This is a genomic window from Rhizobium phaseoli (assembly GCF_003985125.1).
Classification (GTDB): domain Bacteria; phylum Pseudomonadota; class Alphaproteobacteria; order Rhizobiales; family Rhizobiaceae; genus Rhizobium; species Rhizobium phaseoli.
Genome location: NZ_ML133607.1, coordinates 1 through 25,514, shown reverse-complemented (window position 1 = coordinate 25,514; position 25,514 = coordinate 1). Strand labels below are relative to the sequence as shown.

Genomic DNA, 25,514 nt, shown 5'->3' with positions numbered 1-25,514 from the left:
GTCTTGCACGCCGCCATCAGGCCGATCGCCATCGGCCAGCTGCTCCATCGACTGCGAGAGCCGCCGCGAAGGCGGCGCGCAATCGCACATCGACGGATAAGTTAGCGCCTATGGGGTCAAGCCCGAGGACGACGGAGGGTGGGGTAAGCTCTGTGGCAAATCCAGCGATGGTGACGCAACAGCCGCTGCGTTGCGCCTCCTGCCAATGGCCCTCCTCAATCTCCGTCATTCCAGGCCTTGAACCTGGAATCCATGGCCCCCGCCGACGAGGCCCCGGGGTGGGATGAAGCTCCGTGGCAAATCTAGCGATGGTGATGCAATAGCAGCGGCGTTGCGCCTCTGGCCAATGCCTCTCCCAAAAACTCGGTCATCCCAGGTCTTGAGCCTGGAACCCACCACCGATCACCCTGCGACACGAAAGCCGGTCCTCCCGCCTCAATCTCGCCGCAATTGTTATAACATAACCGTAATGTTATTACATTTTCAGGATGAGCCATGCACCCGAACCCCGATCGCCCCTCCGTCAGCCTGCTGGGACAATCGGCGTTCTCAAGGGTGATCGGCATCTCGGTGATCATAGCCGGGCTGTGGCTTGCCATTCATTGGGCGGTTCTGCTGCCATGACGCCGTTGATCCGCCTTGATGATCTCACCGTTGCCTATGATCGCCACCCCGCCGTCCACCATGTCTCCGGCGCCTTTGCGCCGGGCAGTCTGACGGCGATTGCCGGGCCGAACGGGGCGGGCAAGTCGACGCTGCTGAAGGCGATCATGGGGGAGCTTCGTCCGGCCGAAGGCAGGGTCGAGCACCGGCTGGCACGGGCGGAATTCGGTTATCTCCCGCAGGCGGCCGAGATCGATCGGCGCTTTCCGATCTCGGTCATCGACACCGTCATGCTCGGCGCCTGGAAGAGCAGGGGCGCCTTCGGCCGCGTGGCACCGGCCGATGTAAAAAGGGCGGGCGAGGCGCTGGCCGCCGTCGGCCTCGACGGTTTCGGCCGCCGCCATGTCGGCTCGCTCTCGGCCGGCCAGTTCCAGCGCGTGCTCTTTGCCCGCCTGCTCTTGCAGGATGCCGGCGTCATCCTGCTCGACGAGCCGTTTACCGCCATCGATGCCCGCACGACCCGGGATCTCCTCGATATCGTTTCCCGCTGGCATGGCGAGGGCCGCACCGTCATCGCCGTGCTGCATGATTTCGAGCTTGTCCGGACGCATTTCCCTGAGACCCTGCTGTTGGCCCGCGAACTGGTGGGCTGGGGGCCGACCGCCGACGTCATGTCCTCCGCCAATCTCCTGAAGGCCCGCGCCATGGCCGAGCGCTGGGATGAGGATGCGGCGGCCTGTGAACCGCAAGAGGCGCCGGCGGCATGACGGCTTACGATCTCTTCCTCGCGCCCTTTGCCGATTTCGGCTTCATGCGCCGCGCCCTTGTCGCCTGCCTCTGCCTCGGGCTCGGCTCGGGACCGATCGGCGTCTTCCTGATGCTGCGGCGCATGAGCCTGATGGGCGATGCCATGAGCCATGCGGTGCTGCCGGGGGCGGCGATCGGTTATCTCGTCGCCGGCTCGCTGTCGCTGACGGCGATGGGGCTCGGCGGCCTTGTCGCCGGCCTGTCGGTGGCGCTGCTGTCCGGCGCCGTCAGCCGCATGACCGTGCTGCGCGAGGATGCAAGCTTTGCCAGCTTCTATCTCGCTTCGCTGGCGCTCGGCGTGCTGATCGTCTCGCTGCGCGGCTCGAACATCGATCTCTTGCACGTGCTCTTCGGCACCATCCTGGCGATCGATGCGCCGGCGCTTTACCAGATCGGCGCCATCATCTCGCTGACGCTTCTCATCCTCGCCGCCATCTACCGGCCGCTGGTGGCCGAATGTTTCGACCCGGGATTCTTGAGAGCCGTCGGCGGGCGCGGACCGGTCTATCACGTGCTCTTCCTGCTGCTCGTGGTGCTGAACCTCGTCGCCAGCTTCCAGGCCCTCGGCACGCTGATGGCGGTCGGCCTGATGATGCTGCCGGCCGCCGTCGCTCAGCTCTGGTCGCGCAGCCTGCCTCTCATGATGCTGATTGCGACCGCCAGTGCGGCCGCCGCCGGCTATCTCGGCCTGATCGCCTCCTACCATCTCGAGCTCGCCTCCGGCCCGACGATCATCATGACGGCGGCGCTGTTTTACGCCTTCTCAATCCTTTTCGCGCCTTCCGGCATTGCCCGGCGCTTCTTTCCTCGCCCGCATCTGAAGGGCTGATTTCAAGGAGACTTTGATGACATCGCGCAGACTGCTTCTCTCCGCCGCCGCCCTTTCCACGCTGACGGCGCTCTCGGCCGCGCCCGCTTCCGCCGAAACGCTGAAGGTGGTGGCGTCCTTCACGGTGCTTGCCGATGTCGTCAGGCAGGTCGGCGGCGACCATGTTCATGTCACGAGCCTCGTCGGCCCGAACGGCGATCCCCATGAATTCGAGCCGTCGCCGGCCGATGCGAAGAATTTGAAGGCGGCCGAAGTCACCTTCGTCAGCGGCGAAGGGCTGGAAGGCTGGATGGACCGGCTGATCACCGCCTCGGGCTACAAGGGCAAGCCGGTGACCGTTTCCGAAGGCATCAGCACCCGCACCATGGAAGAGGACGGCAAGACCATCACCGATCCGCATGTCTGGAACAGCCCTGTCAACGTCAAGGTCTGGGTCGCCAATATCGAGAAGGCGCTGTCATCAGCCGATCCGGCCGACGCCGCCGCCTTCAAGGCCAATGCCGAGAAATATACCCGGAAGCTGGACGAGTTGAACGCCTATGCCCATTCGAAATTCGACGCGATCGTCGACGACCGCCGCAAGGTGCTGACCAGCCACGACGCCTTCGGTTATTTCGGCCGCGAGTACAAGGTGAGCTTCCTGGCGCCGCTCGGCCTGTCCACCGAGAGCGAGGCCTCGGCCGCCGATGTCGCCAAGCTGATCGACCAGATCAAGGGCGAGCAGGTGAAAGCTTATTTCTTCGAAAATTCCAACGACCCGCGGCTTGTCAAGCAGGTCGCCAAGGCAACGGGTGCCGAGCCCGGCGGCGAGCTCTACGTCGAATCGCTCTCCGACGCCAAGGGGCCGGCGCCGACCTATGAGAAGATGTTCCGCTACAATGTCGACCAGCTCGCCGCCGCGATGGTGAAATCGAGCTGAAAGTCGATCGGATAGTGACAAGCATGATGCCGAGATCCGCTTTGGCATCATGCTCCCGGATTTGCTGATTTAAATATTGAGATCGAAGACCAGGATGCCGGCGAGGCCGCCGTCCGTCGAGGAGACGATGCGCTCGCCGACCTTCACATGTTCGGGATGGACGAGATAGGCATCCCGCGCTTCGGCGCTTTCGAAGGTGACGGCAAAACCGTCGACGAAGCCGCCATGCAGCCCTTCGGGCGAGACATTCGGCCCGTATTTGATATCAACGATGCCGGGAATGACCTGTTTCAGGGCGACGATGGCGGCAAACAGCGCCTGCTTGTCGTCGATCGTCATGGCGGTCTTCAGCCGCAGGAACACGCAGTGCAGGATCATCAGTGGTCCTCCCGATTGTCTTTGCCGGCAGAATAGCGGCGAAAGCCGGGAGGGCAATCAGATTTATCGCTGATGTGGCGGGCAGGCGAGCTTACATCTGGTCGCCTTCAGCCATTGCGCGATTGTAGAGCTTGCGGACGAGCTCACCGGATGAAGCACGGGCTTCATCCTTCTGCGCCGGCGTCATCGGCCGGCAGGTATTTCTGAGGTTGGAGCGGTCGAGCACCGTCGCCGCACCCGAATTGACGATGACGAGGTACCAGCTACAGGAGGCGACCCTGTCGACGGCGACGGCGCCGTGGCAGCCGGAAGACAGGCAGAAGGCCACCGTCTGCTGGGCGACATGATCGCCTTTCTGCGCCAGCACCAGCGCGCTCTTGAATTCATCCGTCCACCGCTCGCAATGGGGCTTGCCCGGCACGCAGGCTTGCGTGGCGGGATAGAGGTCGGTCGCCTGGACCGGCGAGACGGAAAGGGCGCCGACCGAAAGGGCGAGCAGAAACTTGAGCATCGAATTGTCCTTATGCGATAGGAAAAGAGGCGCATATCGCCGGTCGGTGGTCAATCACCATTCCTGGGGAGAGGCGCCGTGCGCGGGAAAGCCGGCAAAGCCCAATCGGCTTCGCTCAGGCCCTTTTCGTCAGCGGAAACCGGTCGCGCAGCAGCCGCAGCACCGATTCCGACGGGATCGGCGGCCCGAACAGATAGCTCTGTCCATAACTGCAGCCCATCTTGGCAAGCTCGATCGCATCCTCGTTGGATTCGATGCCTTCGGCCACCACCTTCATTTCCAGCTCGCGCGCCATGGCGATGACCGAGCGGAGCACGGTCGCCTTCTTGTCACTGCCGTCGCGCACCAGCGCCTTGTCGAGCTTGATCGTGTCGAAGGGGAAGCGGGTGAGATAGGCAAGCGACGAGTAGCCGGTGCCGAAATCGTCGAGCGCCAGGCCGATGCCGGCCTCCTTCAGCTTCTGCAGCACCAGGCGGGCCTGTTCCGGATTTTCCATCACCATGGATTCCGTCAGTTCCAGCTTGAGCCGCGAGGGTGCGCAATGGGTCTTGGCGAGCACCGAACGCACGTCGTCATAGAGCTCGTTGTTGAGCAACTGCACGCTCGACAGGTTGATCGACACGAAGATCGGCAATTCGCCGGTCTGGTTCTGCCAGCTCATCAGATCGTTGGTCGCCTGTTCGAGCGCGAACATGCCGAGCGGGCCGATGAGATCGGAGGCCTCGGCGATCGGGATGAATTCCGACGGCGGGATAGTGCCGCGTTTGGGATGCTCCCAGCGCATCAGCGCCTCGAAGCCGGCGACCTCGACATCCTCCAGCCGGGCGATCGGCTGGTAGACCATCGACAATTCCCGACGTTCGATGGCGCGGCGCAGATCGGTTTCGAGCTGCAGCCGGTCGGTGCCGAAATCGCGGAAGGCTGGCTGGAATGGCTCGACGCGGTTGCCGCCGGCGCGTTTCGCCCGATACATGGCAAGCTCGGCATCGCTGAGCAGGCCGCTGGCGCTCTCCTGCCGGTCCACCCAGGAGGCGAGCCCGATCGACGCCGTCAGAATGATCTCGCGGTTGGAGAAGTTGATCGGCACCATGATCGCCTTGCTGACCGCATCGGCGAAATCGGCGACCTTGGCCGGATTGTGCTCCGACACCAGGATCAGGCCGAACTGGTCGCCGGCGAGCCGCGCCAGCGTGTCCTGCGGCTTCATCAGGCGGCGCAGCCGCCGGGTCAGCGCGATGAGGATATTGTCGCCGGCCGCAACCCCGAGCGCATCATTGACCAGCTTGTAGCGGTCGATATCGATGACCATCACCGTTGGGCGCAGCGTCTCGCCGCCCGGCGCCAGCGCCAGCACCGCCTGCAGCCGGTCGAGGAAGACCTGCCGGTTCGGCAGGCCGGTCAGATTGTCGTGCAGCGCATCCTGCAGCAGCCGCTCGACGGAATTCTTCTGCTCGGTGACGTCAACGATCGTGCCGACGCAGCGGATGATTTCGCCGTTGGAGCCAAGCACCGGCCGGGCGCGGATCAGCAGCCAGTGGAAATGCCCGTCCTCGGCGCGGATGCGGAATTCGTGGTTCAGCCGGCCGCGCCGGTGTTCGAGCAGCACGTCGAGCGTGGCGCGGAAGCGGTCGCGGTCATCAGGGTGCAGCCGCGGCAGCCAGTTGCGCGCCGCCCCGTGCATGGCACCGGGGGAGAGGCCGAGCTTGACCGAGACGTCGGGAATGGTGACGACGCGGTCGCGCGCCACATCCCAGTCCCAGACCATGTCGCCGGAGCCGGTCAGCGCCAGCGATTGCCGCTCGAGATCGGAAAACAGTCCCTGCTGGAAAGCGCCGCCGGCAAAAGCGTGCTGCATGACGGTGAAGCCGATCAGCAGCACGATCAGCACCAGGCCGCCGCCGAGTGCGGGCTGGATGATGTCGTTGTCGAGCCGGCCGGTGACCGTCAGCCACGCCCCGAACAGCCAGACGAGCGTCAGCGCCCAGGCCGGCACCAAGAGGATGGCGCGGTCGTAGCGGTTGAAGCCGAGATAGATGATCAACAGCAGGCCGGTCGCCGCCGTCAGCGCGAAGGACAGCCGGGCGATCCCGGCGGCAATCGACGGATCGTAGATCGCCACGCCGAAGAGGAGGGCAAGGCCGAGCACCCAGGCGAGCGTGGCGTAACCGAGATGCGCATGCCAGCGGTTGAGGTTCAGATAGGTGAAGAGGAAGATGACGAAACTCGAGGCCAGCGCCACTTCCGCGCAGGCGCGCCATATTCGCTGGTCGGCCGAGGCGACGCTGATCAGCTTGCCGAGGAAACCGAAGTCGACGCAGATATAGCCGAGCACCGCCCAGGCAAGGGCTGCCGTCGCCGGCAGCATCGAGGTGCCCTTGACGACGAAGAGGATGGTCAGAAACACGGCGAGCAGGCCGGCAATGCCGAGCACGATGCCGCGATAGAGCGTGAAGGCGTTGATCGTATCCTTGTAGGCGTTCGGCTCCCAGAGATAGATCTGCGGCAGCTCCGGCGTCGACAATTCGGCGACGAAGGTGATGACGGCCCCGGGGTTCAGCGTGATACGGAAGACATCGGCCCCGTCGCTCGGCTGCCGGTCGAGCGCAAAACCTTCGCTTGGCGTGATCGCGCTGATGCGCTGCGAGCCGAGATCCGGCCAGAAGAGCTTGGAATTGACCAGTCGGAAATGCGGCGCGACGATGACGCGCTCCAGCTGTTCCTCCGAGACATTGGCAAGCGCAAACACCGCCCAGTCGCCCTGGTGATTCTCCGAGCTCGCCCGGACCTCGATGCGCCGGCGGATGCCGTCGGCGCCGGCCGCCGTCGAAACCTGGAAGGCCTCGCCCTGGTTGGCGTAGATCTCGGTCGTCGCCGTCAGATCGAGCGCGGTATCGTCACGGGAAATCTTCACCGGTTCGGCCGCCCGGGCAAGACCCGCCGAAAGGGCGAAGGCCGCCAGGAAAATGGCTGCGATCACCGCGATCACTCGTCCGGACGGTGACTTGGGCAGCATGCGGTCTCTGGTCATCGGCTGTCGGTTATCCTGCCTTTATCCGTATCGGTGGCGAGCCGTGAAAACATCACATGGTCGTGCCACTGACCGTTGATCTTCAAATATCCGCGCAGATAGCCTTCCCGCTGAAACCCGGCCTTTTCAAGCAGGCGCATGCTGCGCGCGTTATCTGGAATACAGGCTGCTTCAATACGGTGCAACTCAAGCCCGGAGAAGATGTAAGGAATAACCAACTGAAGCGCGGCATACATATGCCCCTGGCCGGCATGGCGTTCGCCCATCCAGTAGCCGATCATGCAGCTTTGTGCCGCACCCCGCCTGATATAGCCGATGGTGATGCCGCCGACGAGGCTGCGGTTTTCCTTGAGGAAAATGAACAGCGGGATCGCCTGGCCGGAGGCATATTCCTGCTTGCCGCGGATGACGCGGGCGCGATAGGCGCCCTCCGTCAGCTCATCGCGCCGCCAGGTCGGCTCCCAGGGCTCGAGAAACTTGCGGCTTTCGGAGCGCAGCCGGTGCCACTGGTTGAAATCCTGGTAGCGCGGCAGGCGCAAGAGGTACTTGTCGTTTTCCAGCTCGACCGCATCCGGCTGCCGCGACAGGAACCGAAACACCGATTTTGGCATCGATCACTCCCGGCAGACGGATGTCGGCTCAGCGGCCTGCCTGCATCGTCTTCGGCGCGGAGACCGAAAGCGAGGCGGTGATATCTTCCATCGGTGCGAGCTGTTCGAGCGGCCCGATCGCCGAAAGCGTCGGCACCGTGTCGTAGAACAGCCGGCCGGCGAGATCGGTCAGCCGCTCGATGGTGATGCCTTCCAGCCGTTCCATCATCTCCGGATTGGAGATCGGCCGGCCGTAGAGCATCATCTGCCTTGCGATCTGGCCGGCGCGGGCGGCCGGGCTCTCCTGGCCCATCAGCAGCTGGGCGCGGATCTGGGCGCGGGCGCGCTCGATTTCCTTCTGATGGATCTCATTGGCGGATTTGTGCAGTTCGTCGATGATGACGGGCACCAGCTCCGGCAGGTTTTCGCCGCCGGTCGCGGCATGAATGCCGAAGATGCCGGTGTCGGAAAAACCCCAGTGGAAGGCATAGACGGAATAACAGAGGCCGCGGAATTCGCGCACTTCCTGGAACAGCCGCGAGGACATGCCGCCGCCGAGGATATTGGCGAGGATCTGCGAGCAGTAGAAGTCGCGGGCATGATAGGGCTTGCCCTCGAAGCCGAGCAGGATCTGCGCATCCATCAGGTCGCGCGGTTCGCGCACGCTGCCGCCGATATAACGCGCCGCTTCCATGACCGGCGGCGCCGATGGCGAAGTCGGCAGGCTGGCGAAGCGATCCTCGACCATGCGCAGGAATTCTTCATGATCGACGGCGCCGGTCGCCACCACGAACATCCGGTCGGTCGTGTAGTTGCGGCCAAGATAGGTGCGGATCTGCTGCGGCGTGAAGGAAACGACGGTCTGCGGCGTGCCGAGGATCGGCCGGCCGAGCGTCTGATCGCGATAGGCGGCCTCGGAGAAGCGGTCGAACACCACGTCGTCGGGCGTATCGTTGGCGGCGTTGATCTCCTGCAGGATCACCTGCTTCTCGCGCTCGAGCTCCTCCTCCTCGAAGGCCGATTCCGTCAGGATGTCGGCGAGGATATCGACGGCGAGCGGCACGTGATCTTTCAGCACGCGGGCGTAATAGGAGGTCGTCTCGGTCGAGGTGGCGGCATTGACCTCGCCGCCGACATCCTCGATCTCCTCGGCAATCTCACGGGCGCTGCGGCGCGCCGTGCCCTTGAAGGCCATGTGTTCGAGCAGGTGGGCGATGCCGTGCTCGTCTTCCGTCTCGTTACGCGATCCCGATTTGATCCAGACACCGAGCGCAACGCTTTCAAGGTGCGGCATGGTTTCTGTGACTACTGTCAGCCCGGATTTGAGCCGGGTGCACTCAACTGTCATTGGCTATCTTTCTGCGCCTGCCGTCGTCTTGCCGCGGGCGTGTTTGCCGATAAAGGTTTGAACGGCTTTCAGCTCCGGTGCGATGATCTGGAAACGCTCCTCCCTGTGCATCAGATCAGCAAGCCACGTCGGAAGCGCCGGGTCAATACCGCAGGCCGATTTTACGGCAACCGGAAATTTCGCCGGATGGGCGGTCGAAAGCGTCACCATCGGCGTATTCGGCTTTTCTTTCTTGGCGGCGACGAAGACGCCGATCGCCGAATGCGGATCGAGGAGATAGCCGGTTTCCGCATGGGTCTTGCGGATCGTCTCGGCGACTTGGCTTTGGCTGGCGCGCCCGGCGCGGAAGTCGCGGCGGATCGCCTTCAGAGCCTGCCCGCCGATCTCGAAACCATTGGATTGCTTCAGGCTTTCCATCGAAGCGCGCACCTTCGAGGCGTCACGCCCATAGGCTTCGAACAGCAGCCGCTCGAAATTCGAGGAGATCTGGATGTCCATCGACGGCGAGCTCGTCGCCTTGACCGCCTTCATGTCGTAGCGGCCGGTCTTCAGCGTGCGGGCGAGAATGTCGTTCTCGTTGGTGGCGATCACCAGCCGGTCGATCGGCAAGCCCATGCGCTTGGCGCAGTAGCCGGCGAAGATATCGCCGAAATTGCCGGTCGGCACCGTAAACGAGATCTTCCGGTCCGGCCCGCCGAGCGCCACGGCGGTAGTGAAATAATAGACGATCTGGGCCATGATGCGCGCCCAGTTGATCGAGTTGACGCCCGACAGGCTGACCTTGTCGCGGAACGCCGCGTCGTTGAACATCGCCTTGACGAGATTCTGGCAGTCGTCGAAATTGCCTTCGACGGCGAGCGCATGCACGTTCGGCGCGGTCGAGGTCGTCATCTGCCGCTGCTGCACCGGCGAGACCTTGCCGTGCGGGAAAAGGATGAAGATATCGGTGCGCTCGCGGCCGGCAAAGGCGTCGATCGCCGCCCCGCCGGTATCGCCCGAGGTGGCGCCGACGATCGTCGCCCGCTCCCCGCGCTTTTCCAGGGCATAATCCATCAGCCGGGCGAGCAGCTGCATCGCCACGTCCTTGAAGGCGAGCGTCGTGCCGTGGAACAGCTCCATGACGAAGCTGTTCGGCCCGGTCTGGACGAGCGGCGCGATCGCCGGATGGCGGAAGGTGGCGTAGGCCTCGTCGATCATCGCCCGGAAGGTCGCCGCCGGGATCTCGCCATTGGTGAAGGGCGACAGGATGGTGAAGGCGATCTCCTGATAGGTCTTGCCCCTCAGCGCGCGGATCTCCTTCTTCGAAAATTGCGGCCACTCCCGGGGAACATAGAGCCCGCCATCGCGCGCCAGTCCCGTCAGCAGGGCGTCGCAAAAGCCGAGGGCAGGGGCCTCGCCGCGGGTCGAGATATAATCCACGTTGGTCATCCTTGATCTATCGCTGGAAGAAATTTGGCCGGGCCCGGCCGTGGCCCGCTCCGCCGGAAACCGGCAAGGGCTGCGCCTGCGGCCATACCATCGCCGTTATCTTGTTGAAGTTGCCCGCATCCGGCGGCGAAAAGTGCATCAAAACGGCGCGTACCCAATCGATTTTTGTTTGCGCCGCTGATATAGACCATCGCAAACCGTCGTGAAAGGCCTCACGCAAAAGACTGGGGCCTCCAAGAAACGCTTGTGCAAAGGGTGGAACATAGTGCTCGGCAAGGTCTCGCGTCTTATCATCTCCACTTCTTTCGTTGCCCTGCTTGCCGGCTGCAACTCGCTTGGGCTCGGCGGCGACAGCAAGCCTGAGGCGGCGCCCGCCCAGCCGAACGGCAATGCCCAGATCATGCCGCTGGCGCCGGCCAATCCGTCATCGAACAACCCGTCGATCGGCACCGCCAAGACGGCACAGGGCACCGTCGCACCGGTCGTCCAGGGCGCCTGCCCGCAGATCTTCCTGCGTGACCAGGACTCGATCTACCGCACCTATGCCAAGGGCAAGAAGGACGATCCGCAGCAGATCGTCTTCCAGGCCTCCTTCGGCGATTACACCCGCCAGTGCATGCTGAACGATACCAATTTGACGATGACGGTTGTCGCCCAGCTCAGGCTCATCACCGGCCCGGCCGGCAATCCCGGCCCGGTGACGCTGCCTGTCCGCGTCACCATCCTCGATGGTGAGAACGTGCTCTATTCCGAGGTCACCAAGTTCCCGACCGAAATCCCGGCCGGCGCACCCGGCACGCAGGTCATCTTCCGCAAGGACGGCATCAAGATGCCGGTCGGCGCCGGCGCACTGGTGCGCGTCAATGTCGGCTTCGACACCCAGCCGGCGAAGAGCAAGAAGAGCAGCTAGAATCCATGCAGTTGGATGCCGTGCCCCTTCACCATGCGCGGGCAGCCGCATGGATCCCAGGGTCAAGCGCTGGGATGACAGAGGAGAGGTAATGCGGCGAGGCTAGTCCGCCTGCGCATCAGAGGTGGTGCCGGGACCATCGGCTCAGCTACGGCGATGAAGCGATGCCAGATCCGGCGCCCACAGCTTCGGCGAAAGCGACGTCTCATAAGCTGCTTCGGCGGTGCGTTTGGCAACAACGCCAACCACACACTCCGTCATCCCAGGGCTTGACCCTGGGATCCACGACCCGGCACTCGGCTTCAATGATTTTCCTGCAGCTGCACTCCATCGCTCTCACGCAGCGCCAGCTGCATGGATCCCAGGTCAAGCCCTGGCATTACGGAGGAGAGGCGGTGCCGGCAGGCATCCGCCCGTCGACGTGGAGCAGAGGTGGTGCCGAGACGCGTCGGGCTCAGCAGTCGCGCAATAGGCCCTAAAGCACGCCTTCCCAGGCAGCCAATGCGACGACGACGCCCGGCAGGTCGTTCATGCGGGAGATCACCGTTTCGGCGCCGGCATCCGTCAGCTTGTCGGCATGGGCGGGGTAGCTGTGCGAGGCGCCGGTAAAGCCGATGACGCGCATGCCGGCGGCGCGCGCCGCATGCACGCCGTGCACGGAATCCTCGACGACGACGGTCCTGTCGGGCGAAACACCCATCCGGCTTGCGCCGTGCAGGAAGATGTCGGGCTTCGGCTTGACGCGGTCGGGACCGAGATCCTTGGCGGAGAAGATGTTGGGCGCAAACAGCGGCTTCAGCCCCACCTTGGTGAGCATCATGTCGAGCCGCTTCGTGCTCGAATTCGAGCAGATGCAGCGCTTCATCGCCAGTCTGGAGACGGCGAATTCGACGCCCGGTATGGCCTTGACGTCATTTGCCAGCCTGATATCGAGCAGCTGCTCCGACTTGTCGAGCAGCGAGGCCGAAAGCGGTATGCTCGCCTCCCGCTCGATCTGCAGCAGGATATTGTGCCATGTCATGCCGGCGAAGCGCTCGCCCATTTCCTCGGCGCCGATCGGATATCCGGCTTCCGTCAACAGCGCGGATTCCACTTCCGCGGCGATGATTTCGGAATCGACGAGAACGCCGTCGCAATCGAAGATGATGAGATCGAAGCCGTCCATATGTTCACGCCTTGCTGCAAATCTGGGTCTTGTCTGGGGATGCAGCGGCTTTACACGATGCCTGCCCAAAGCTCAACCGGATCTCAAGCATGGCTGCGATGCGGCAGGCGACCGGCTCTGCGGCCGCTGCCGGATCGACAGCCGTCAAGCGTCAGGCCGCCCACTGACCGCCGCGCCGTCCGGCTGCCGATTGCGCCGGAGCTGTCGCACGCAGCTTGAACCGGGAAACGAGTTCGCGGAGCTTGGCGGCTTCATCGACAAGGTGACCGGATGCGGCGGTTGATTGCTCCACCATTGCCGCGTTCTGCTGGGTCACATGATCCATGGAATTGACGGCGGTATTGACTTCGGCAAGGCCGGTCGATTGTTCTCTTGCCGATACGGCGATGGCATCCATGTGCTGATTGATGCGGGCGATCTGCTCGCTGATCGCGCTCAGAACCTGACTGGTGTCGAGAACCAGTTTCACGCCGCCTTCCACTTCCACCGACGATTTCTGAATGTGTCCCTTGATTTCCTTGGCGGCTTGCGCCGAGCGCTGGGCGAGCTCGCGCACTTCCTGGGCCACCACCGCAAAGCCCTTGCCGGCCTCTCCGGCGCGCGCAGCTTCGACGCCGGCATTCAACGCCAGCAGATTGGTCTGGAAGGCGATCTCGTCGATGACGCCGATAATGCTGGAAATCTGCTGCGACGCCGCCTCGATGCGGCGCATGGCTTCTTCGGCATGCGACACCACCTCGGCGGACTTGACGGCATTGCGGTTGGCGTCGGTCGCTTCAGTGCGCGCCTCGTCTGTGCGCTTGCTCGAATTCGACACATTGGCGGTGATCTGATCGAGTGCTGCGGCGGTTTCTTCGAGAGCGGCCGCCTGCTGTTCGGTCCGTTTCGACAGGTCGCCGGCGCCGGACGCGATTTCCCTTGTCCCTTCGTCGATCGCGGCAATGGCCGTCGCAATGGCGCCGAGCGTCTGGTCGAGCTGCCGGATCGACATGTTGAAATCATGCCGGAGGCCCTCGAAATCAGGCGCGAAGGGCTCTTCGATCTGGAAGGCGAGATCGCCCGCTGCAAGCCGCTTCAGGCCGGCGGCGAGGCCCGACGTTGCCGCCCGCAGTCGTTCGGCCGCATCTTCGTCTGCCTGCTTGCGGGCCGTGACCCGCTCGGTTTCGCCCTGCAGGCGAGCCGCCTCGGCGTCCTGCTCGAGTTGCTTGTTGGCAATCGCCGCCTGGCGGAACACTTCGACAGCCGATGCCATCGTTCCGATTTCGTCGGCACGGCCGACCCCGGTGCAGGCAATGGCCGTGTCGCCGCCGGCAAGCCGTTGCATATCGTTGGAGAGCGAAAGGATCGGTTTGGTGACGCTCATGCGGGTCAGGAAATAGAGACCCAAGGCGAAGATTGCGGCCGAAGCGAGAAGTGTTTTCAGAACGATATTGACCGAGGCCTCGATCTCTGCGCTGCGCTTGGAAATTTCCTCCGATACGGCGGTGATCTGATCACCGGCTTGTTCCATCGCCGTTTCCAATGCGGAGAACTGCGCCATGAAGTCCGGGAGCGCCTTCAATGCCGCCGAAGGATCCCGTCCGGCAAGGTCGACCATCTTTGCGGCACTTTCGATATAGGTAAGAAGCGGACGTTCGATGTCGGCGAGGACCGCCTTGGTTTTGTCATCCGAGACAAGGCCCTTGTTGGCGTCGATCATCTCCCGGAACGAGGCCTCGTGTTCCGCCAGATCCGCTTTCACTGTGGCTGCTTCTATGCCTGCTGCCGGATTGGAGGCCAGCATTGCTGCGAGCACGTCGGCGCGCATTGCGTCATGCATCATGTCGGCCTGCATATGGTTCCGCAGAATTTGAGCCGACCGGGCAACGTCGGCGCTGTTTGCCGAGAGGGTCGACGCGGACCAGATGCCGACGCCCGTGGCGCCGCCGGCCAAGCCGAAAATCGCGATGCTCGCCATGATGATCTTATGCTGGATCGACGCCATAGGGGGTGTTCTCACGTTAATGTAGAACCTGAGAATAACGAAACATGCTTAATGATTTCTCAGCGTGACGTCGCAAAGTGGCGTAAAAACAACAGGTTGCAACGGCTAACTCATTCGTGGAGGAGTTGATCCGCTGGGCGGTGACGTGGAGGAGAACATGGTTCAGGCCGCCCCGAGCCCGATTGCGCCAGAGGTCTGGGCTCGCCTCGGTGCGTGAAACGAGCCCATTTAACCTACTGCTGCGGCAGGATGATTTTCTTGCTGGTGGTGCCCTTGACCGGCTTCTCACCGGGGACATGCGACATGGTGCGGGTCGTGCTCTGCAGCGTGTCGCCGTCGGTGCTGGTCTTGGTGCGGGACTTGCTGAACGTCCCCTTGTCGACCGCTTGAGCCTTGGTCTGCGCCTTGAGCTTGTCGCCATTATTGTCGTTGATATGCGTCTTGCTCTGCGCCTTGCCGTCGGTGGTGGCCGCACTTCCGCCCGATCCGATCGAGGAGGTCGTGCCGCCGTCGGTGCGGCAGGTGCCGGCCGTTCCGAGCGAGCTTGCCGAGGTGCCGCCGGCCGCTGCGCTGCCGGCGGTTCCGACCGTTCCGGCTGCGTTGCATTCCTCTGCAAGACCGACCGACGTGGAAGCGAGCAGCGCGATCGAGGCGGCTGCGATGAGGTTGATGGGTTTCATAGCCGTCTCCCTATTTGTTCGGCTTCGTGATGGAGCAGGTTCCATCGGAACGTTTGGTGATGACGGTGCCGTCAGGCCTCGTGACGCTTGCGGTGGAAAAGCTGTCGACGCTTCCCGATCCGGCCGAGGAACCGGCGGAGGCGGACGACGAAGAGGAGCCGGCCGAGCCGCTCCCTGTTGTGGTCGACGAGGAGACGTGCCCGTTGCCAGCCGTCACGGTGGTGGACGTATCCCCCGCCTGCGACTGGACGATCGTGCATGTCGTTCCGTCATCGAGCTTGATTTCTTCCGACATTGCCTGCCCGGCGATCAGGGCAAGCGAAGCGGTCAGCGCGATTGTGGAAAGTTGGGTCATAGTTGTTTCTCCAGGGGTTTGGCCGGCGCCTTGGGGCGCCGGCCGACAGCGTCAGCAACCTTTGGTGCCGGCGGCGTCCTTCTTGACCTGGCCGGGCGCGCAGCCCTTCTTGCCCTTGTTGTCATGCGAGCTTCCTGCAGCGCTGCTGCCGGTACCGACGGTGCTGCCCGTCTTGTCGCCGTCAGCCGACGAGGCGCCGGTTCCGACACTCGAGGCCGAATTCGCATCGCCCGAGCCTGCGGCAGAGCCGCCGGTGCCGACCGAGCTGCTCGACGTGCCGCCGCCGGCCGAGGAGCCGCCGGTGCCGAGCGTCGAAGCGGAGCCGGAGCCCGATCCCGAGCCCGCGGCCGAGCCGCCGGTACCGACAGAACTGCTCGATGTGCCGCCGCCAGCCGACGAGCCGCCGGTGCCGAGCGTCGAGGACGAACCGGGGTTGCAGTTGGTCGCGCCGGCAGGGCAGGTGCCCCCGGCAGAGCTGCCACCAGTACCGACCGTGCTGCTCGCAGTTCCGCCGCCGGCCGACGAACCGCCGGTGCCGACAGTGCTAGACGATTGCGCAAAGCCGGAAGCAGCCGTGCCGGCGAGAAGGACCGCTGCCAAGGCCAGATGTGTTACCTTCATCATGGTGTATTCCTCCATTTGTCTTTGAGTTGCTGTCGCTTCCCGAGCGGATGGACAGCTGTTTGACAAACTTCGGTTACATCCCCCTGTTCCTGTTCTGGGCATTCAGTCGGAGAGACGTCGGACTTTGGTCCGGTCCGTTGCTCCACGAGCCGCGGGAGCAATGCAAAACACAAGGTCTATGCCTTATGCCTCGACCGGAAACAGCCTCAGAAACTGCCGGTCGCCTTCCGGCGCGGTGGGCCTGGCCAAGCCCCTGTCGAGGAAGCTCGACAGCAGCGCCTTGCGGAGGCTGCCGGCGAGATGCGCCCGCCTCTCGCTCCAGTCGAGACAGGAGCGGCAGAGAACTGATGTCATGTGGTTGCGACATCAGAACGCGAAACGGACCAGCTGAAATTATGGAGTTGATGGGGCGCCCGAGTTCTTGGAGGTTGGTAAGTCGATCTGCATCGCGCGGGTGCTCTGGTTAGGTTTTATTTTGGAGGGTACAATCTGAAGGTGACAGAGCATAGGAGGAGCAAGGGAGCGGGTCTTGGGTTGGCATGCTTATATCGATGAAAGTTACACGCCAGATGGCGATGCTTATGTGATCGGCGGCTGCATCGCGACAGATCGGGATTGGGCCACGTTCTCTGACGAGTGGCGCTTGTTTGCAGAGCGATTTGGCCGCGTTGATGCCCGCGGTCATCGGTATTTTCACATGGCCGAGATAGCGCATCGCTTGGGAGATGTCGGATTTTTCTATTCTGTCATTAGCGCGCACGTGCCTATCTTTATATCCGCGCGCTTCAACAGGTCAGAATTCAACCGCGCGCTGAATCGCATTTACATCCCAGGCGCTGCGATAGAATGGGACCGGCAAAACTACTATTGGATCGCCTTCCGGTGTCTTATGGACAAGTTCCATTTAGAACGGCCGCAGTTCGATCGAATCATTCCGCGGGATGAAGTAATCCAATTTCATATGGACGAGACGTCAGACAGAAAGTCCGTCGAGCGGATGTGGGCGGAGTATATTGCTCATCGACCGAGCGAAATTCGGGACAGGTACGCAGCAATTCCAGTGTTCGAAAACGACAGGACCGCCCCACCCCTACAAGCGGCGGATTTTTGGGTTTGGTGGGTTCGGGAGTGGTGCGATAGTGGGCAGCCGGATAAAATCGTGCGCCATGGTTTTGAAGGGTTTTTAAAGGCAATTAAAAGGCGCTCACCTCGCGCCACGATCGACATCGCGTTCACAGAACAACAATTTTTGCCGACGCTCGCGCGAATGGCAAAAAATCAGACAGGGAAGAATGTAATCGTTCTGCCCGGCGCGCAGGGGGCAGACTTTTGATTTACATTGCAGAAGCGTTTCCAAGCGAAGATGTTCTGGCAGCTCGGCCTATCTGATCGGCCGAGGCGTGATAAAAGCGATTCCATCCCCGTACTGGATTGCTCTACGTTTCAATCGGAAACAGCCTCAGAAACTGCCGGTCGCCTTCCGGCGAGAACAGGATCGAGCGGCTTTCGGCGGTGCGCCTGGCCCAGCCCTTGTCGAGGAAGCTCGACAGCAGCGCTTTGCCGAGGCCGCCAGCCAGATGCGCCCGTCTTTCGCTCCAGTCGAGGCAGGAGCGGCAGAGCGGGCGGCGCGATGATCGCAGGTCGCCGACATCGATGCCGATGCGCTCGAGGTCGCTTTCACCTTTTTCCGTCAGCGCCAGGCCGTCGCCGACCGCGTCGATCGCGCCTGAGGCAATCAGGCTGTCGAGCATGCGCACGCCGTAATCGCCGGCCAGATGATCGTAGCAGATGCGCGCCTTGCGCAGCGCCGGCTCCTTCGGCCCCGGCTGGTGGCGCAGATGCCCGCGCCCGGCGGCAAAGCCCATCATGCTTTCGATCAGCCGGGCGGCGGCCTCGTCGGCGAGCGTGAAATAGCGGTGGCGTCCCTGCTTGCGTTGAGCCAGCAGGCCACCGGCTTCAAGCTTCGCCAGATGCGTGCTTGCCGTCTGCAGCGTGATGCCGCCGACGCCGGCAAGCTCGGTCGCCGTCAATGCGCGGCCGCCGGTCAGCGCCGCCAGCATGTTGGCCCGTGCCGGATCGCCGATCAGCGCACCGATCTGCGCAATGTCAGGACCTTCCTTCATACTTCGATCGTAACCGAAGCATCGCCGTCAGGCAATGTGCGAAAACGGGGAGGCACAAAGGAGAACCCGATGATCACCTGCTTCATCCGCTATCAGATCGACCCCTTCAAAAAGGAGGCGTTTGCCGAATATGCCCGCAACTGGGGCCAGGCGATCCCTCGGAACGGCGCCGACCTGATCGGCTATTTCGGCCCGCACGAGGGATCGGCGACGACGGCTTACGGCGTCTACAACATCGAAAGCCTCGCCGCCTATGAAGCCTATCGCGCCAGGCTGGCAGCCGACCCGCTCGGCCGCGACAATTACGAATTCGCCAGGCGCGAAGGCTTCATCCGCAAGGAGGATCGCATCTTCCTCAAAAACGTCTCCGCTCCTCACGCCGGGCTGGTGCTGCCATGATCGCCGTCATCTTCGAAGTCGTACCCTATATGGGCGAACGCCACAAATATCTCGATCTCGCCGGCGAATTGCGGTCCGAGCTCGAAAAGATCGACGGCTTCATCTCGATCGAGCGTTTCGAGAGCCTGACGAACCGCGGCAAGCTGCTGTCGCTCTCCTTCTTCCGCGACGAGGAGGCGGTCAAGGAATGGCGCAATGTCGAAGCCCACCGCGCCGCCCAGCAAGCCGGCCGCGGCGGCATTTTTGCCGAGTACCGCCTGCGCATTGCCAGCGTTCTGCGCGATTACGGCATGTTCGAACGCGACGAGGCGCCGGCGGATAGCCGCAAGGTTCACGATACGGCGTGATGGTGGGGAGGGTCGTGCTAGCCCGGCCGCGAGGTCGCTCGTCCATTGGGAGCAAATGTCTGCCGCGAGGACGGTTGCTGCCAAGCGAAGCTGTGGAACGGGCTGGGACTTCCGGTGTAAGCGCGATTTTCCATGCGCATTGACGGCTGCGGCACCGATGAAGCGCGCTCGAACCGAGAGAGGTATGCGGCTCTGTCAGGCCGCAGAGGTTCTGGAGAAGTTGAACGGTAGCAAGTCGCCGACGTCGACCTCTTCGCGTCGCTGTGGCAACCCGGTGAGCACATGGCGCAGCCAAGTGAGTGGATCGACGCCACAAGCGCGGCAAGTCGGCATCAAACTATAGATCACTGGCTCGCCTTGGCTCCGTCAGCGGTGTCCAGCCGGAACCGACCCCTTTTATCGGATCGACATGCGGTAGCAGTGCTCTATCATCCGTCCCCTAAGGTTAAGATCGGTCCTGCCAAATCTATCGACGTAGCCCAGCCCCAGGGCGAGTATTCCCTGCCCGGCGACGTTGCCCGGGTTATGGCTGTAGTGAGCTACGGCCATTTCCTCTTCCTTCGTATAGGTGGCAGGGCCTTGCAGCAGAGAGACAATCGACTGGCCTCGGGCATTCAGCAATCCGGCTTCGCTTGCCAATCCGAATTCAACCAATTTGGCTTTTGTCTCTTTGAAGGTTGACGGCGTCGTCTTTTGAAAATGTTCAAGCACGGCCTTAACTTCTTCGTCGGTGAAATCGGCATGCTCCATGGAGTGATCCTCTCAAAACAGGAAATCCGTAAAAACCCTGTATAGAACCAGGGATATACCCGTGTCTCCTCCGAAAGCCAAACCCTGGCTGCCCAACTCGAGGTACTCCAACAACGTGACCTGTCGCCTTAGGCCGCAGAGGTTTTGAAGAGGTTGAACGGCAGCAGGTCGCCGATGTCGGCCGCTTCTTCGCGCTGCGGCAACTCAGTGAGCACCTGGCGCAGCCAGGTGAGCGGGTCGACGCCACAGGCGCGGCAGGTCAGCATCAAACTGTAGATCACAGCGCTGGCCTTGGCAGAGCGAGGAATACTATTGGCAATAACTGCGGTAAAGGAATTCAGCGCATGTAAGATTGAGTGTGGTGGATATTGAAGGAAGATTTCGTGAAGAAATACAATTGGATAGTTTTCGTGGCGCTGAGCTTAACGGCGCATTTGCTGCCGACCATCGTCCACGCCGAAGATGCTAAGGCGACGGCATTTGAGATTAAGATCAAGGGGTTGCTTGACAGCGGCGATTGTCCCCAGGCTTGGAAGGAGCTGTGGCGCCTTGCCAGACAAGGAGACCGGAAGACACTCAACGATATCGCCTTAGCTGTCATTCCCTACAGAGCACTTGTTCCACCTGCCTATTTCCCCTTGACCGAAAACACACTCCAAAGCCATCTGACTAGCCATATGGTCGCGCTAAAGCTCTACAACTGGAAAGACCCTGAGGTGAGCGCGCAGTTTGACAAATATGGTCTAAGCCTTGATTCAAATCCGCAACAAGTATTCGCGAATGCTGAGACCCAAGGCAATTATCAGCGCGTCGACAGCTGCCTGAAAACACACCACGAAAAAGAAACCTGCGTCAGACTCGCCATCAAGCTCAAGATCATCCCCACTTTCGACGCGTATGTTGCCATGATGGATCATGCGCCTCGCGATGCTTTTTGCCTGCCTTTGCCCGGCCCGAAACGAACTCACATTTCTCCTGATCCCTGATGGGCGCAGACCGTCTCCCCCAGCCGGCGCAACCGATTGACCTATGTGCGTGACAACGAATTATTTCATATCCAAGCGGAAGAAATGCTATCGACAGCCTAAATCTCAAACCAGACGGGAAAGCCAAATCGTGTGGGCTTCAAGGATCGCAAAATTTACTTGGATGGCTATATTTTCTTTTATCTTCATTGTCTTAGCATTCCTCACACTTTCGACCGTTGGTATGTACTTTCAGAATCCTGATTTTATCGGGGTGACATTCCCAGAGCGAGCAATCTCGGATGCCGCACGCTTAACCGGCCGAAGTAAAAATGAAATCGACGGTGAATGCAGCATCAAGGGCAGCTATTTTGAGAAGCAAGTTAGCTGTGAAATGAGAAGGACGCAGGGTAATAAAATAACAGACACCGTGCTGTTGGAGTATACGCTGATGTTTGACTCGATAATGAGCATTGCCGACTACCGGGAAAATCTTGAATAGAGAGCTGACGCTGTTGAACCTCAGTTCAGCCGCGACGATCTCGTGCCATCTCAGCCCGGTTGCCCCGACCGTCGCCCGAATAAATTCCCGAAATCGGCCGCCCCTTCAGGCTTTGGTAACTAAGTTGCGTAACCATAACGGAGAGTTAAGCGTAAAGCGTATGAGTGAGTATCAGAATGGCATCAGTTTTTCCGCTTGCCGACCTCAAGGCCTCCGTCAAGCCGGGCTCCCGGTCGGAGTCCTGGATCGACACGATCATCAAGGGCGATTGTGTCAGCGCCCTTGAAGCCTTGCCCACCCACTCCGTCGACGTCATTTTCGCCGACCCGCCATATAACCTCCAGCTCGGTGGAACGCTGCACCGTCCCGATCAGTCGCTGGTCGATGCGGTCGATGACGAATGGGACCAGTTCGCTTCCTTCGAGGCCTATGACGCTTTTACCCGCGCCTGGCTGCTCGCCTGCCGCCGCGTCTTGAAGCCGACGGGCTCGATTTGGGTGATCGGCTCCTACCACAATATCTTCCGCGTCGGCGCCACGCTGCAGGATCTGAATTTCTGGATTCTCAACGACATCATCTGGCGCAAGACCAATCCGATGCCGAATTTCAAGGGCCGCCGTTTCCAGAACGCCCATGAGACGATGATCTGGGCAAGCCCCAATGCCAAGGCCAAGGGCTACACCTTCAATTACGATGCGATGAAGGCCGCCAATGACGACGTGCAGATGCGCTCCGACTGGCTGTTCCCGATCTGCAACGGCAATGAACGGCTGAAGGGCGAGGACGGTAAGAAAGTGCATCCGACCCAGAAGCCGGAAGCGCTGCTTGCCCGCGTCATCATGGCCTCGACCAAGCCTGGCGATATCGTGCTCGATCCTTTCTTCGGCTCGGGAACGACGGGCGCCGTCGCCAAGCGTCTCGGCCGTCACTTCGTCGGCATCGAGCGCGAGCAGGATTATATCGATGCGGCATCCGCCCGCATCGCCGCCGTCGAGCCGCTGGGGAAGGCGGAACTGACCGTCATGACCGGCAAGAAGGCCGAGGTTCGCGTTGCCTTCAACGTGCTCGTCGAAAGCGGCCTGATCAAGCCCGGCCAGGTGCTGACCGACGCCAAGCGCCGCTACAGCGCGATCGTGCGCGCCGACGGCACGGTGGCTTCAGGCGGCGAGGCCGGCTCTATTCATCGTCTCGGCGCCAAGGTGCAGGGTCTCGATGCATGCAACGGATGGACCTTCTGGCATTTCGAAGACGGGCAGTCCCTGCGCCCGATCGACGATCTCAGGTCCGTCATCCGCAGTGATCTGGCAAAGGTGGAGTGAGCAGCACCTTCGCAAGATCGAAATAGCTTCTTCCGGTTTCCTCCAGTTGCGGAAGAAGGCCAAGGCGCCCGGGGCTCGAACCTCGGGCGTCTTCTATTCTAGAAGTCCTTGTAGTCGGTGACATCGACGCGGATGATGCGGCCTTCTGTATCGAAGGTGATCGTCTCCTCACCCTCGCGGATCAGCGGCTTGCCTGATTTGCTGTGCGTGGCGCGGAGCGACCAGACGGCCCGGCCCGACAGCGGCGTCAGTGTCTCGACAAGCGAATTTTCTGCCGTCTGATCGGGATAATCGTCGAAATAGCGCCGGAAGGCGGCCATGATCTCGCCCCGCCCGGCAAGGCTGCCGACGCCGTTCGAGACATAGGTGGCATCCTCGGCGAAATATCCCTCGATCGTGGGAAAATCCAGCGCGTTGATGGCGGCATGGAAGCGTTCGATTTCCTCGGCCGGGTCGAAAGCCATGGTCTCAGACCTTCAATCCGTAAGCAGCGAGATCGCTGCGCAGCTTGTCGGCGCCCGAAAACAGCACCGCATTCCAGCCGAAGGTCTTGGCGCCTTCGACATTAACAGGCGCGTCGTCGATGAAGATCGTTGCCTTCGGATCGAGGCCGAAGCTCTTCGTATGGCTATCGTAGATCGCGGCATCCGGCTTGATCAGGCCGACATCGCCGGAAACGGTGACGCCGCGCGGCAGCTTGAGGAAGGGAAAGCGCTCCTGCGCCTCGCGGAAGGTGTCGGAAGCGAAGTTGGTCAGCATCGTCACGTCGCGGCCTTCGGCGATCAGCCCTTCCAGAATGGCGACGCTGTCCTCATAGGCGTGCGGCACCATCTCGTGCCAATATTTGCGGAAGGCGCGGATATGCTCTTCGCGGGCAGGGTGCGCGGCAATCAGCAGCGCTTCGGCCTCTTCCCAGGTGCGGCCGCGGTCCTGCTCGATGTTCCAGTCGTGCGTGCAGATATTGGCGAAGAACCAGTTGCGCTCGGTCTCATCGGGAATGAGGCGGGCGAAGGGAAGATGCGGATCGTAATGAATAAGAACTTTGCCGATATCGAAAACGATGTGTTTTATCTCAGTCGTCATGGTCATGCCTTGGATGTTTTGAACGCGAGAGGAATAGCCGCTGCGATCGCTTTTTTCATGATGGTCGGCAGCGCCTGGGCTTCAAGATTTGTAACCGGCTCCCACCATTCGTCATTCGTCGCGTTTCCGATCTGTGGTTTGGCGGCAATCGCCGCCCGCCAGATCGACAGCCGGAGCTCGAAATGGGTGAAGACATGGATGACGGTGCCGCAGGCCTGCCAGGCCGCATTGAAGGGTGCGGCCGCAACTGAGGTCTCGCCATCGATGCGCGCCGTCCAGGCCGTCGTCGGCACCTCGGTCATGCCGCCGAGCAGGCCGCTTTCGGCGCGGCGCCGCAAAAGAATCTCGCCATCCTCGGTCACCGCGACGAAGGCAGCCCCCTGCCGCACCGGCTTCTCCTTCTTCGCCGCCTTGACGGGGAAGAGCTCGGGATCGGAAAGCTTCAACGCCTGGCAGGCCACACGGAACGGACAGAGCGAACAGGCCGGCCGCTTCGGGGTGCAGATCGTCGCGCCGAGATCCATCATTGCCTGGGCGAAATCGCCGGGCCGATCGGCGGGCGTCAGCCGCGCCACCTTGTTCTTCATCAGCGGCTTGGCGGCCGGAAGCGGCGTTTCGATCGCATAGAGCCTTGATATCACCCGCTCGACATTGCCGTCCATGACGGCCGTCTGCCGGTTGAAGGCGATGGCGGCGACGGCCGCCGCCGTATAGTCGCCGATGCCGGGCAGCGCCTTGAGGCCTGCTTCGCTATCGGGAAAGACGCCGCCATGCTCCTGCGCCACCGCCTCGGCGCATTTCTTCAGGTTGCGGGCCCGGGCGTAGTAGCCGAGCCCGGCCCAGGCGGCCATGACCGCGTCGTTTTCGGCCGCGGCAAGGTCGGTCACCTCCGGCCAGCGCGCGAGAAACCGCTCGAAATAAGGTTTGACTGCCTGCACCGTCGTCTGCTGCAGCATCACCTCCGACAGCCAGACGCGATAGGGATCGGGCTTGACGCCGCGCGCCGCCATGCCGGGCGATACCCGCCAGGGCAGGTCGCGGTGGTGGCGATCGTACCAGTCGAGCAGGGGCTGTGCGTGGGGCGTGTCGTGTGTGGTGATCGTCATGATTTGCCGCGATGAGGGGAAGGCCTTATACTTGGCGAAGCAATGGCGCGCGATCAAGGCGGCCGCGCCAATTGGCAGCCGTGCCCAAGGGTTTCGATGAGTTATCCACGCAAAGATGTGAAGCAGATTTCCGAGCTGGCAAACGGGCTGATCGATCCCGTCCTGGCGCGCCGCGCCGGCATCAACACGGCGCTGCTCGGGTCGTGGAGCGAAATCGCCGGCGAGGATTTCGCCGATTGCACCCGGCCGGAAAAGATCGCCTGGGTGCGTGGCGGCGGTGATGACGGCAGCTTCCGCCCCGGCGTGCTGACGATCGCCTGCGAAGGTGCGCGCGCGCTTTTCCTCACCCATGCCCAGGGCGAACTCATCCAGCGCATCAACAGCTTCTTCGGCTTTGCCGCCGTCCACCAGATCCGCATCGTCCAGAAGCCGGTCTCCCAGGCCGTCCGCCGCTCCCGCACTCCGCCGCCGCTGAAGGGCGAAGCCGCCCGCAAGCTCGAAGGCATGATGGAAGGCATCGAGGGCGACAAGCTGCGCCAGGCGATCCAGCGCTTAGGGACTGCGGTGATGGGGAAACGGGGGACTGGGCGCTAGCGCGGGTTTCTGCGATCCATGCGGCATGCACCAGCGGGGCCATGGATCCCAGGCTCAAGTGTAAAGCCCGGATACATACCTGACAGATGTTCGGAGACATGCCTGACACTTTCGAGATGTTTTTTCGGGAGGTCGGCATGGTTTGGCGGTCGAGGTCAGTTGTGGAT

The 25,514-nt window shown here is 62.1% G+C and carries 28 protein-coding genes and 3 pseudogenes; 12 read left to right on the top strand and 19 right to left on the bottom strand.

The features are described 5' to 3' along the window. Positions 1-495 precede the first annotated feature (495 nt). From EFD56_RS33545 to EFD56_RS31415, 4 genes are read left to right on the top strand one after another with little or no spacing between them, the layout of a single operon-like run. Positions 496-624, top strand: a complete 129-nt coding sequence (locus tag EFD56_RS33545; protein WP_281040065.1) for a hypothetical protein — start codon at positions 496-498, stop codon at positions 622-624. Next, a complete protein-coding gene (locus EFD56_RS31425) occupies positions 621-1,370 on the top strand; it encodes a metal ABC transporter ATP-binding protein (RefSeq protein WP_126907077.1) in 750 nt (249 codons plus the stop codon). Before EFD56_RS33545 ends, EFD56_RS31425 begins: the two co-directional genes overlap by 4 nt. Further along, positions 1,367-2,239 (top strand): metal ABC transporter permease, encoded by an 873-nt coding sequence (locus tag EFD56_RS31420; protein ID WP_126907076.1) that lies wholly within the window; start codon positions 1,367-1,369, stop codon positions 2,237-2,239. Before EFD56_RS31425 ends, EFD56_RS31420 begins: the two co-directional genes overlap by 4 nt. A gap of 16 nt (positions 2,240-2,255) precedes the next feature. After that, on the top strand, positions 2,256-3,158 hold the full coding sequence (locus EFD56_RS31415) for a metal ABC transporter solute-binding protein, Zn/Mn family (RefSeq protein ID WP_126907075.1): 903 nt from the start codon (positions 2,256-2,258) through the stop codon (positions 3,156-3,158). 69 nt (positions 3,159-3,227) lie between these two features. Here the strand turns inward: EFD56_RS31415 and EFD56_RS31410 are convergent, their stop codons facing one another. From EFD56_RS31410 to thrC, 6 genes are all read right to left on the bottom strand, one after another. Continuing rightward, entirely contained in the window at positions 3,228-3,536 is a 309-nt protein-coding gene (locus EFD56_RS31410; protein ID WP_010017558.1) for a Dabb family protein, read from the bottom strand. Positions 3,537-3,627: 91 nt separating this feature from the next. Then, the gene (locus EFD56_RS31405; protein WP_164736886.1) at positions 3,628-4,047 is read right to left on the bottom strand and encodes a hypothetical protein; all 420 of its coding nucleotides are present in this window, start codon (positions 4,045-4,047) and stop codon (positions 3,628-3,630) included. Positions 4,048-4,162: 115 nt separating this feature from the next. Continuing rightward, entirely contained in the window at positions 4,163-7,075 is a 2,913-nt protein-coding gene (locus tag EFD56_RS31400) for a sensor domain-containing phosphodiesterase (RefSeq protein WP_126907073.1), read from the bottom strand. After that, on the bottom strand, positions 7,072-7,686 hold the full coding sequence (locus EFD56_RS31395; protein WP_064834055.1) for a GNAT family N-acetyltransferase: 615 nt from the start codon (positions 7,684-7,686) through the stop codon (positions 7,072-7,074). Before EFD56_RS31395 ends, EFD56_RS31400 begins: the two co-directional genes overlap by 4 nt. Before the next feature lie 28 nt (positions 7,687-7,714). Beyond that, complete coding sequence (locus EFD56_RS31390) at positions 7,715-9,013, bottom strand: M16 family metallopeptidase (RefSeq protein ID WP_010024890.1); 1,299 nt, start codon at positions 9,011-9,013, stop codon at positions 7,715-7,717. Positions 9,014-9,016: 3 nt separating this feature from the next. Continuing rightward, entirely contained in the window at positions 9,017-10,441 is a 1,425-nt protein-coding gene (thrC, locus tag EFD56_RS31385; protein ID WP_097541391.1) for a threonine synthase, read from the bottom strand. A gap of 262 nt (positions 10,442-10,703) precedes the next feature. Here thrC and EFD56_RS31375 point away from each other — a divergent pair, with 262 nt between their 5' ends. After that, complete coding sequence (locus tag EFD56_RS31375; protein ID WP_170965696.1) at positions 10,704-11,351, top strand: hypothetical protein; 648 nt, start codon at positions 10,704-10,706, stop codon at positions 11,349-11,351. Between the two features lie 475 nt (positions 11,352-11,826). Here EFD56_RS31375 and EFD56_RS31370 read toward each other — a convergent pair whose 3' ends face one another. From EFD56_RS31370 to EFD56_RS31345, 6 genes and pseudogenes are all read right to left on the bottom strand, one after another. Beyond that, the gene (locus tag EFD56_RS31370) at positions 11,827-12,516 is read right to left on the bottom strand and encodes an HAD family hydrolase (protein WP_097541390.1); all 690 of its coding nucleotides are present in this window, start codon (positions 12,514-12,516) and stop codon (positions 11,827-11,829) included. Positions 12,517-12,667: 151 nt separating this feature from the next. After that, on the bottom strand, positions 12,668-14,500 hold the full coding sequence (locus EFD56_RS31365; protein WP_126907072.1) for a HAMP domain-containing methyl-accepting chemotaxis protein: 1,833 nt from the start codon (positions 14,498-14,500) through the stop codon (positions 12,668-12,670). Between the two features lie 233 nt (positions 14,501-14,733). After that, positions 14,734-15,180 (bottom strand): hypothetical protein, encoded by a 447-nt coding sequence (locus EFD56_RS31360; RefSeq protein WP_064827093.1) that lies wholly within the window; start codon positions 15,178-15,180, stop codon positions 14,734-14,736. 10 nt (positions 15,181-15,190) lie between these two features. After that, on the bottom strand, positions 15,191-15,535 hold the full coding sequence (locus EFD56_RS31355) for a hypothetical protein (RefSeq protein ID WP_004674037.1): 345 nt from the start codon (positions 15,533-15,535) through the stop codon (positions 15,191-15,193). Positions 15,536-15,586: 51 nt separating this feature from the next. Beyond that, positions 15,587-16,159 (bottom strand): hypothetical protein, encoded by a 573-nt coding sequence (locus tag EFD56_RS31350; RefSeq protein ID WP_037144075.1) that lies wholly within the window; start codon positions 16,157-16,159, stop codon positions 15,587-15,589. A gap of 183 nt (positions 16,160-16,342) precedes the next feature. Beyond that, positions 16,343-16,501 (bottom strand): annotated as a pseudogene (locus tag EFD56_RS31345) (transcriptional regulator); the annotation flags it as partial. A 187-nt stretch (positions 16,502-16,688) separates the two neighbouring features. Here EFD56_RS31345 and EFD56_RS31340 point away from each other — a divergent pair. Then, positions 16,689-17,492, top strand: a complete 804-nt coding sequence (locus tag EFD56_RS31340; protein ID WP_126907071.1) for a DUF3800 domain-containing protein — start codon at positions 16,689-16,691, stop codon at positions 17,490-17,492. Positions 17,493-17,595: 103 nt separating this feature from the next. Here EFD56_RS31340 and EFD56_RS31335 read toward each other — a convergent pair whose 3' ends face one another. Next, entirely contained in the window at positions 17,596-18,282 is a 687-nt protein-coding gene (locus EFD56_RS31335; protein WP_004673993.1) for an ArsR/SmtB family transcription factor, read from the bottom strand. Between the two features lie 69 nt (positions 18,283-18,351). On the opposite strand from EFD56_RS31335, the gene EFD56_RS31330 reads away from it, so the two are divergent. Further along, the gene (locus EFD56_RS31330) at positions 18,352-18,681 is read left to right on the top strand and encodes an NIPSNAP family protein (protein WP_097541387.1); all 330 of its coding nucleotides are present in this window, start codon (positions 18,352-18,354) and stop codon (positions 18,679-18,681) included. Continuing rightward, on the top strand, positions 18,678-19,028 hold the full coding sequence (locus EFD56_RS31325; RefSeq protein ID WP_126907070.1) for an antibiotic biosynthesis monooxygenase family protein: 351 nt from the start codon (positions 18,678-18,680) through the stop codon (positions 19,026-19,028). The genes EFD56_RS31330 and EFD56_RS31325 overlap by 4 nt, the downstream gene beginning before the upstream one ends. Before the next feature lie 195 nt (positions 19,029-19,223). Here the strand turns inward: EFD56_RS31325 and EFD56_RS31320 are convergent. From EFD56_RS31320 to EFD56_RS31310, 3 genes and pseudogenes are all read right to left on the bottom strand, one after another. Continuing rightward, a pseudogene (locus tag EFD56_RS31320) lies at positions 19,224-19,405 on the bottom strand (transposase domain-containing protein); the annotation flags it as partial. A 19-nt stretch (positions 19,406-19,424) separates the two neighbouring features. Continuing rightward, positions 19,425-19,778 carry a hypothetical protein gene (locus EFD56_RS31315; protein WP_126907069.1) on the bottom strand — a complete coding sequence of 118 codons (354 nt, stop codon included), beginning with the start codon at positions 19,776-19,778 and terminating at the stop codon, positions 19,425-19,427. Positions 19,779-19,906: 128 nt separating this feature from the next. Continuing rightward, positions 19,907-20,074: pseudogene (locus EFD56_RS31310) on the bottom strand (transposase domain-containing protein); the annotation flags it as partial. An 87-nt stretch (positions 20,075-20,161) separates the two neighbouring features. Here EFD56_RS31310 and EFD56_RS31305 point away from each other — a divergent pair. The 3 genes from EFD56_RS31305 to EFD56_RS31295 all read left to right on the top strand — a co-directional run bounded on the left by EFD56_RS31305 (position 20,162) and on the right by EFD56_RS31295 (position 22,564). Then, entirely contained in the window at positions 20,162-20,764 is a 603-nt protein-coding gene (locus EFD56_RS31305) for a hypothetical protein (protein ID WP_126907068.1), read from the top strand. Positions 20,765-20,894: 130 nt separating this feature from the next. Continuing rightward, complete coding sequence (locus EFD56_RS31300) at positions 20,895-21,245, top strand: hypothetical protein (RefSeq protein ID WP_126907067.1); 351 nt, start codon at positions 20,895-20,897, stop codon at positions 21,243-21,245. 176 nt (positions 21,246-21,421) lie between these two features. After that, positions 21,422-22,564, top strand: coding sequence for a site-specific DNA-methyltransferase (locus EFD56_RS31295; RefSeq protein ID WP_012482959.1), 1,143 nt, complete (start codon positions 21,422-21,424; stop codon positions 22,562-22,564). A gap of 98 nt (positions 22,565-22,662) precedes the next feature. On the opposite strand, the gene EFD56_RS31290 is transcribed toward EFD56_RS31295, so the two are convergent. Genes EFD56_RS31290 through mutY form a run of 3 tightly spaced genes read right to left on the bottom strand, consistent with a single transcriptional unit; the run spans position 22,663 to position 24,753 of the window. Next, on the bottom strand, positions 22,663-23,028 hold the full coding sequence (locus EFD56_RS31290; protein ID WP_004673987.1) for a nuclear transport factor 2 family protein: 366 nt from the start codon (positions 23,026-23,028) through the stop codon (positions 22,663-22,665). Between the two features lie 4 nt (positions 23,029-23,032). Next, positions 23,033-23,647, bottom strand: a complete 615-nt coding sequence (locus EFD56_RS31285; RefSeq protein WP_126907066.1) for an HAD family hydrolase — start codon at positions 23,645-23,647, stop codon at positions 23,033-23,035. Between the two features lie 2 nt (positions 23,648-23,649). Beyond that, complete coding sequence (gene mutY / locus EFD56_RS31280; RefSeq protein WP_126907065.1) at positions 23,650-24,753, bottom strand: A/G-specific adenine glycosylase; 1,104 nt, start codon at positions 24,751-24,753, stop codon at positions 23,650-23,652. Between the two features lie 96 nt (positions 24,754-24,849). Here mutY and EFD56_RS31275 point away from each other — a divergent pair, with 96 nt between their 5' ends. Beyond that, a complete protein-coding gene (locus tag EFD56_RS31275) occupies positions 24,850-25,347 on the top strand; it encodes a DUF721 domain-containing protein (protein WP_126907064.1) in 498 nt (165 codons plus the stop codon). Positions 25,348-25,514: the final 167 nt, after the last annotated feature.

What these genes read in the sequence shown, in the direction of transcription:
- EFD56_RS33545 (WP_281040065.1), top strand. Translation starts at nt 496, where the DNA reads ATGCACCCGAACCCCGATCGCCCCTCCGTCAGCCTGCTGGGACAATCG.
- EFD56_RS31425 (WP_126907077.1), top strand. Translation starts at nt 621, where the DNA reads ATGACGCCGTTGATCCGCCTTGATGATCTCACCGTTGCCTATGATCGC.
- EFD56_RS31420 (WP_126907076.1), top strand. Translation starts at nt 1,367, where the DNA reads ATGACGGCTTACGATCTCTTCCTCGCGCCCTTTGCCGATTTCGGCTTC.
- EFD56_RS31415 (WP_126907075.1), top strand. Translation starts at nt 2,256, where the DNA reads ATGACATCGCGCAGACTGCTTCTCTCCGCCGCCGCCCTTTCCACGCTG.
- EFD56_RS31410 (WP_010017558.1), bottom strand. Translation starts at nt 3,536, where the DNA reads ATGATCCTGCACTGCGTGTTCCTGCGGCTGAAGACCGCCATGACGATC.
- EFD56_RS31405 (WP_164736886.1), bottom strand. Translation starts at nt 4,047, where the DNA reads ATGCTCAAGTTTCTGCTCGCCCTTTCGGTCGGCGCCCTTTCCGTCTCG.
- EFD56_RS31400 (WP_126907073.1), bottom strand. Translation starts at nt 7,075, where the DNA reads ATGACCAGAGACCGCATGCTGCCCAAGTCACCGTCCGGACGAGTGATC.
- EFD56_RS31395 (WP_064834055.1), bottom strand. Translation starts at nt 7,686, where the DNA reads ATGCCAAAATCGGTGTTTCGGTTCCTGTCGCGGCAGCCGGATGCGGTC.
- EFD56_RS31390 (WP_010024890.1), bottom strand. Translation starts at nt 9,013, where the DNA reads ATGACAGTTGAGTGCACCCGGCTCAAATCCGGGCTGACAGTAGTCACA.
- thrC (WP_097541391.1), bottom strand. Translation starts at nt 10,441, where the DNA reads ATGACCAACGTGGATTATATCTCGACCCGCGGCGAGGCCCCTGCCCTC.
- EFD56_RS31370 (WP_097541390.1), bottom strand. Translation starts at nt 12,516, where the DNA reads ATGGACGGCTTCGATCTCATCATCTTCGATTGCGACGGCGTTCTCGTC.
- EFD56_RS31365 (WP_126907072.1), bottom strand. Translation starts at nt 14,500, where the DNA reads ATGGCGTCGATCCAGCATAAGATCATCATGGCGAGCATCGCGATTTTC.
- EFD56_RS31360 (WP_064827093.1), bottom strand. Translation starts at nt 15,180, where the DNA reads ATGAAACCCATCAACCTCATCGCAGCCGCCTCGATCGCGCTGCTCGCT.
- EFD56_RS31355 (WP_004674037.1), bottom strand. Translation starts at nt 15,535, where the DNA reads ATGACCCAACTTTCCACAATCGCGCTGACCGCTTCGCTTGCCCTGATC.
- EFD56_RS31350 (WP_037144075.1), bottom strand. Translation starts at nt 16,159, where the DNA reads ATGATGAAGGTAACACATCTGGCCTTGGCAGCGGTCCTTCTCGCCGGC.
- EFD56_RS31335 (WP_004673993.1), bottom strand. Translation starts at nt 18,282, where the DNA reads ATGAAGGAAGGTCCTGACATTGCGCAGATCGGTGCGCTGATCGGCGAT.
- EFD56_RS31330 (WP_097541387.1), top strand. Translation starts at nt 18,352, where the DNA reads ATGATCACCTGCTTCATCCGCTATCAGATCGACCCCTTCAAAAAGGAG.
- EFD56_RS31325 (WP_126907070.1), top strand. Translation starts at nt 18,678, where the DNA reads ATGATCGCCGTCATCTTCGAAGTCGTACCCTATATGGGCGAACGCCAC.
- EFD56_RS31315 (WP_126907069.1), bottom strand. Translation starts at nt 19,778, where the DNA reads ATGGAGCATGCCGATTTCACCGACGAAGAAGTTAAGGCCGTGCTTGAA.
- EFD56_RS31295 (WP_012482959.1), top strand. Translation starts at nt 21,422, where the DNA reads ATGGCATCAGTTTTTCCGCTTGCCGACCTCAAGGCCTCCGTCAAGCCG.
- EFD56_RS31290 (WP_004673987.1), bottom strand. Translation starts at nt 23,028, where the DNA reads ATGGCTTTCGACCCGGCCGAGGAAATCGAACGCTTCCATGCCGCCATC.
- EFD56_RS31285 (WP_126907066.1), bottom strand. Translation starts at nt 23,647, where the DNA reads ATGACGACTGAGATAAAACACATCGTTTTCGATATCGGCAAAGTTCTT.
- mutY (WP_126907065.1), bottom strand. Translation starts at nt 24,753, where the DNA reads ATGACGATCACCACACACGACACGCCCCACGCACAGCCCCTGCTCGAC.
- EFD56_RS31275 (WP_126907064.1), top strand. Translation starts at nt 24,850, where the DNA reads ATGAGTTATCCACGCAAAGATGTGAAGCAGATTTCCGAGCTGGCAAAC.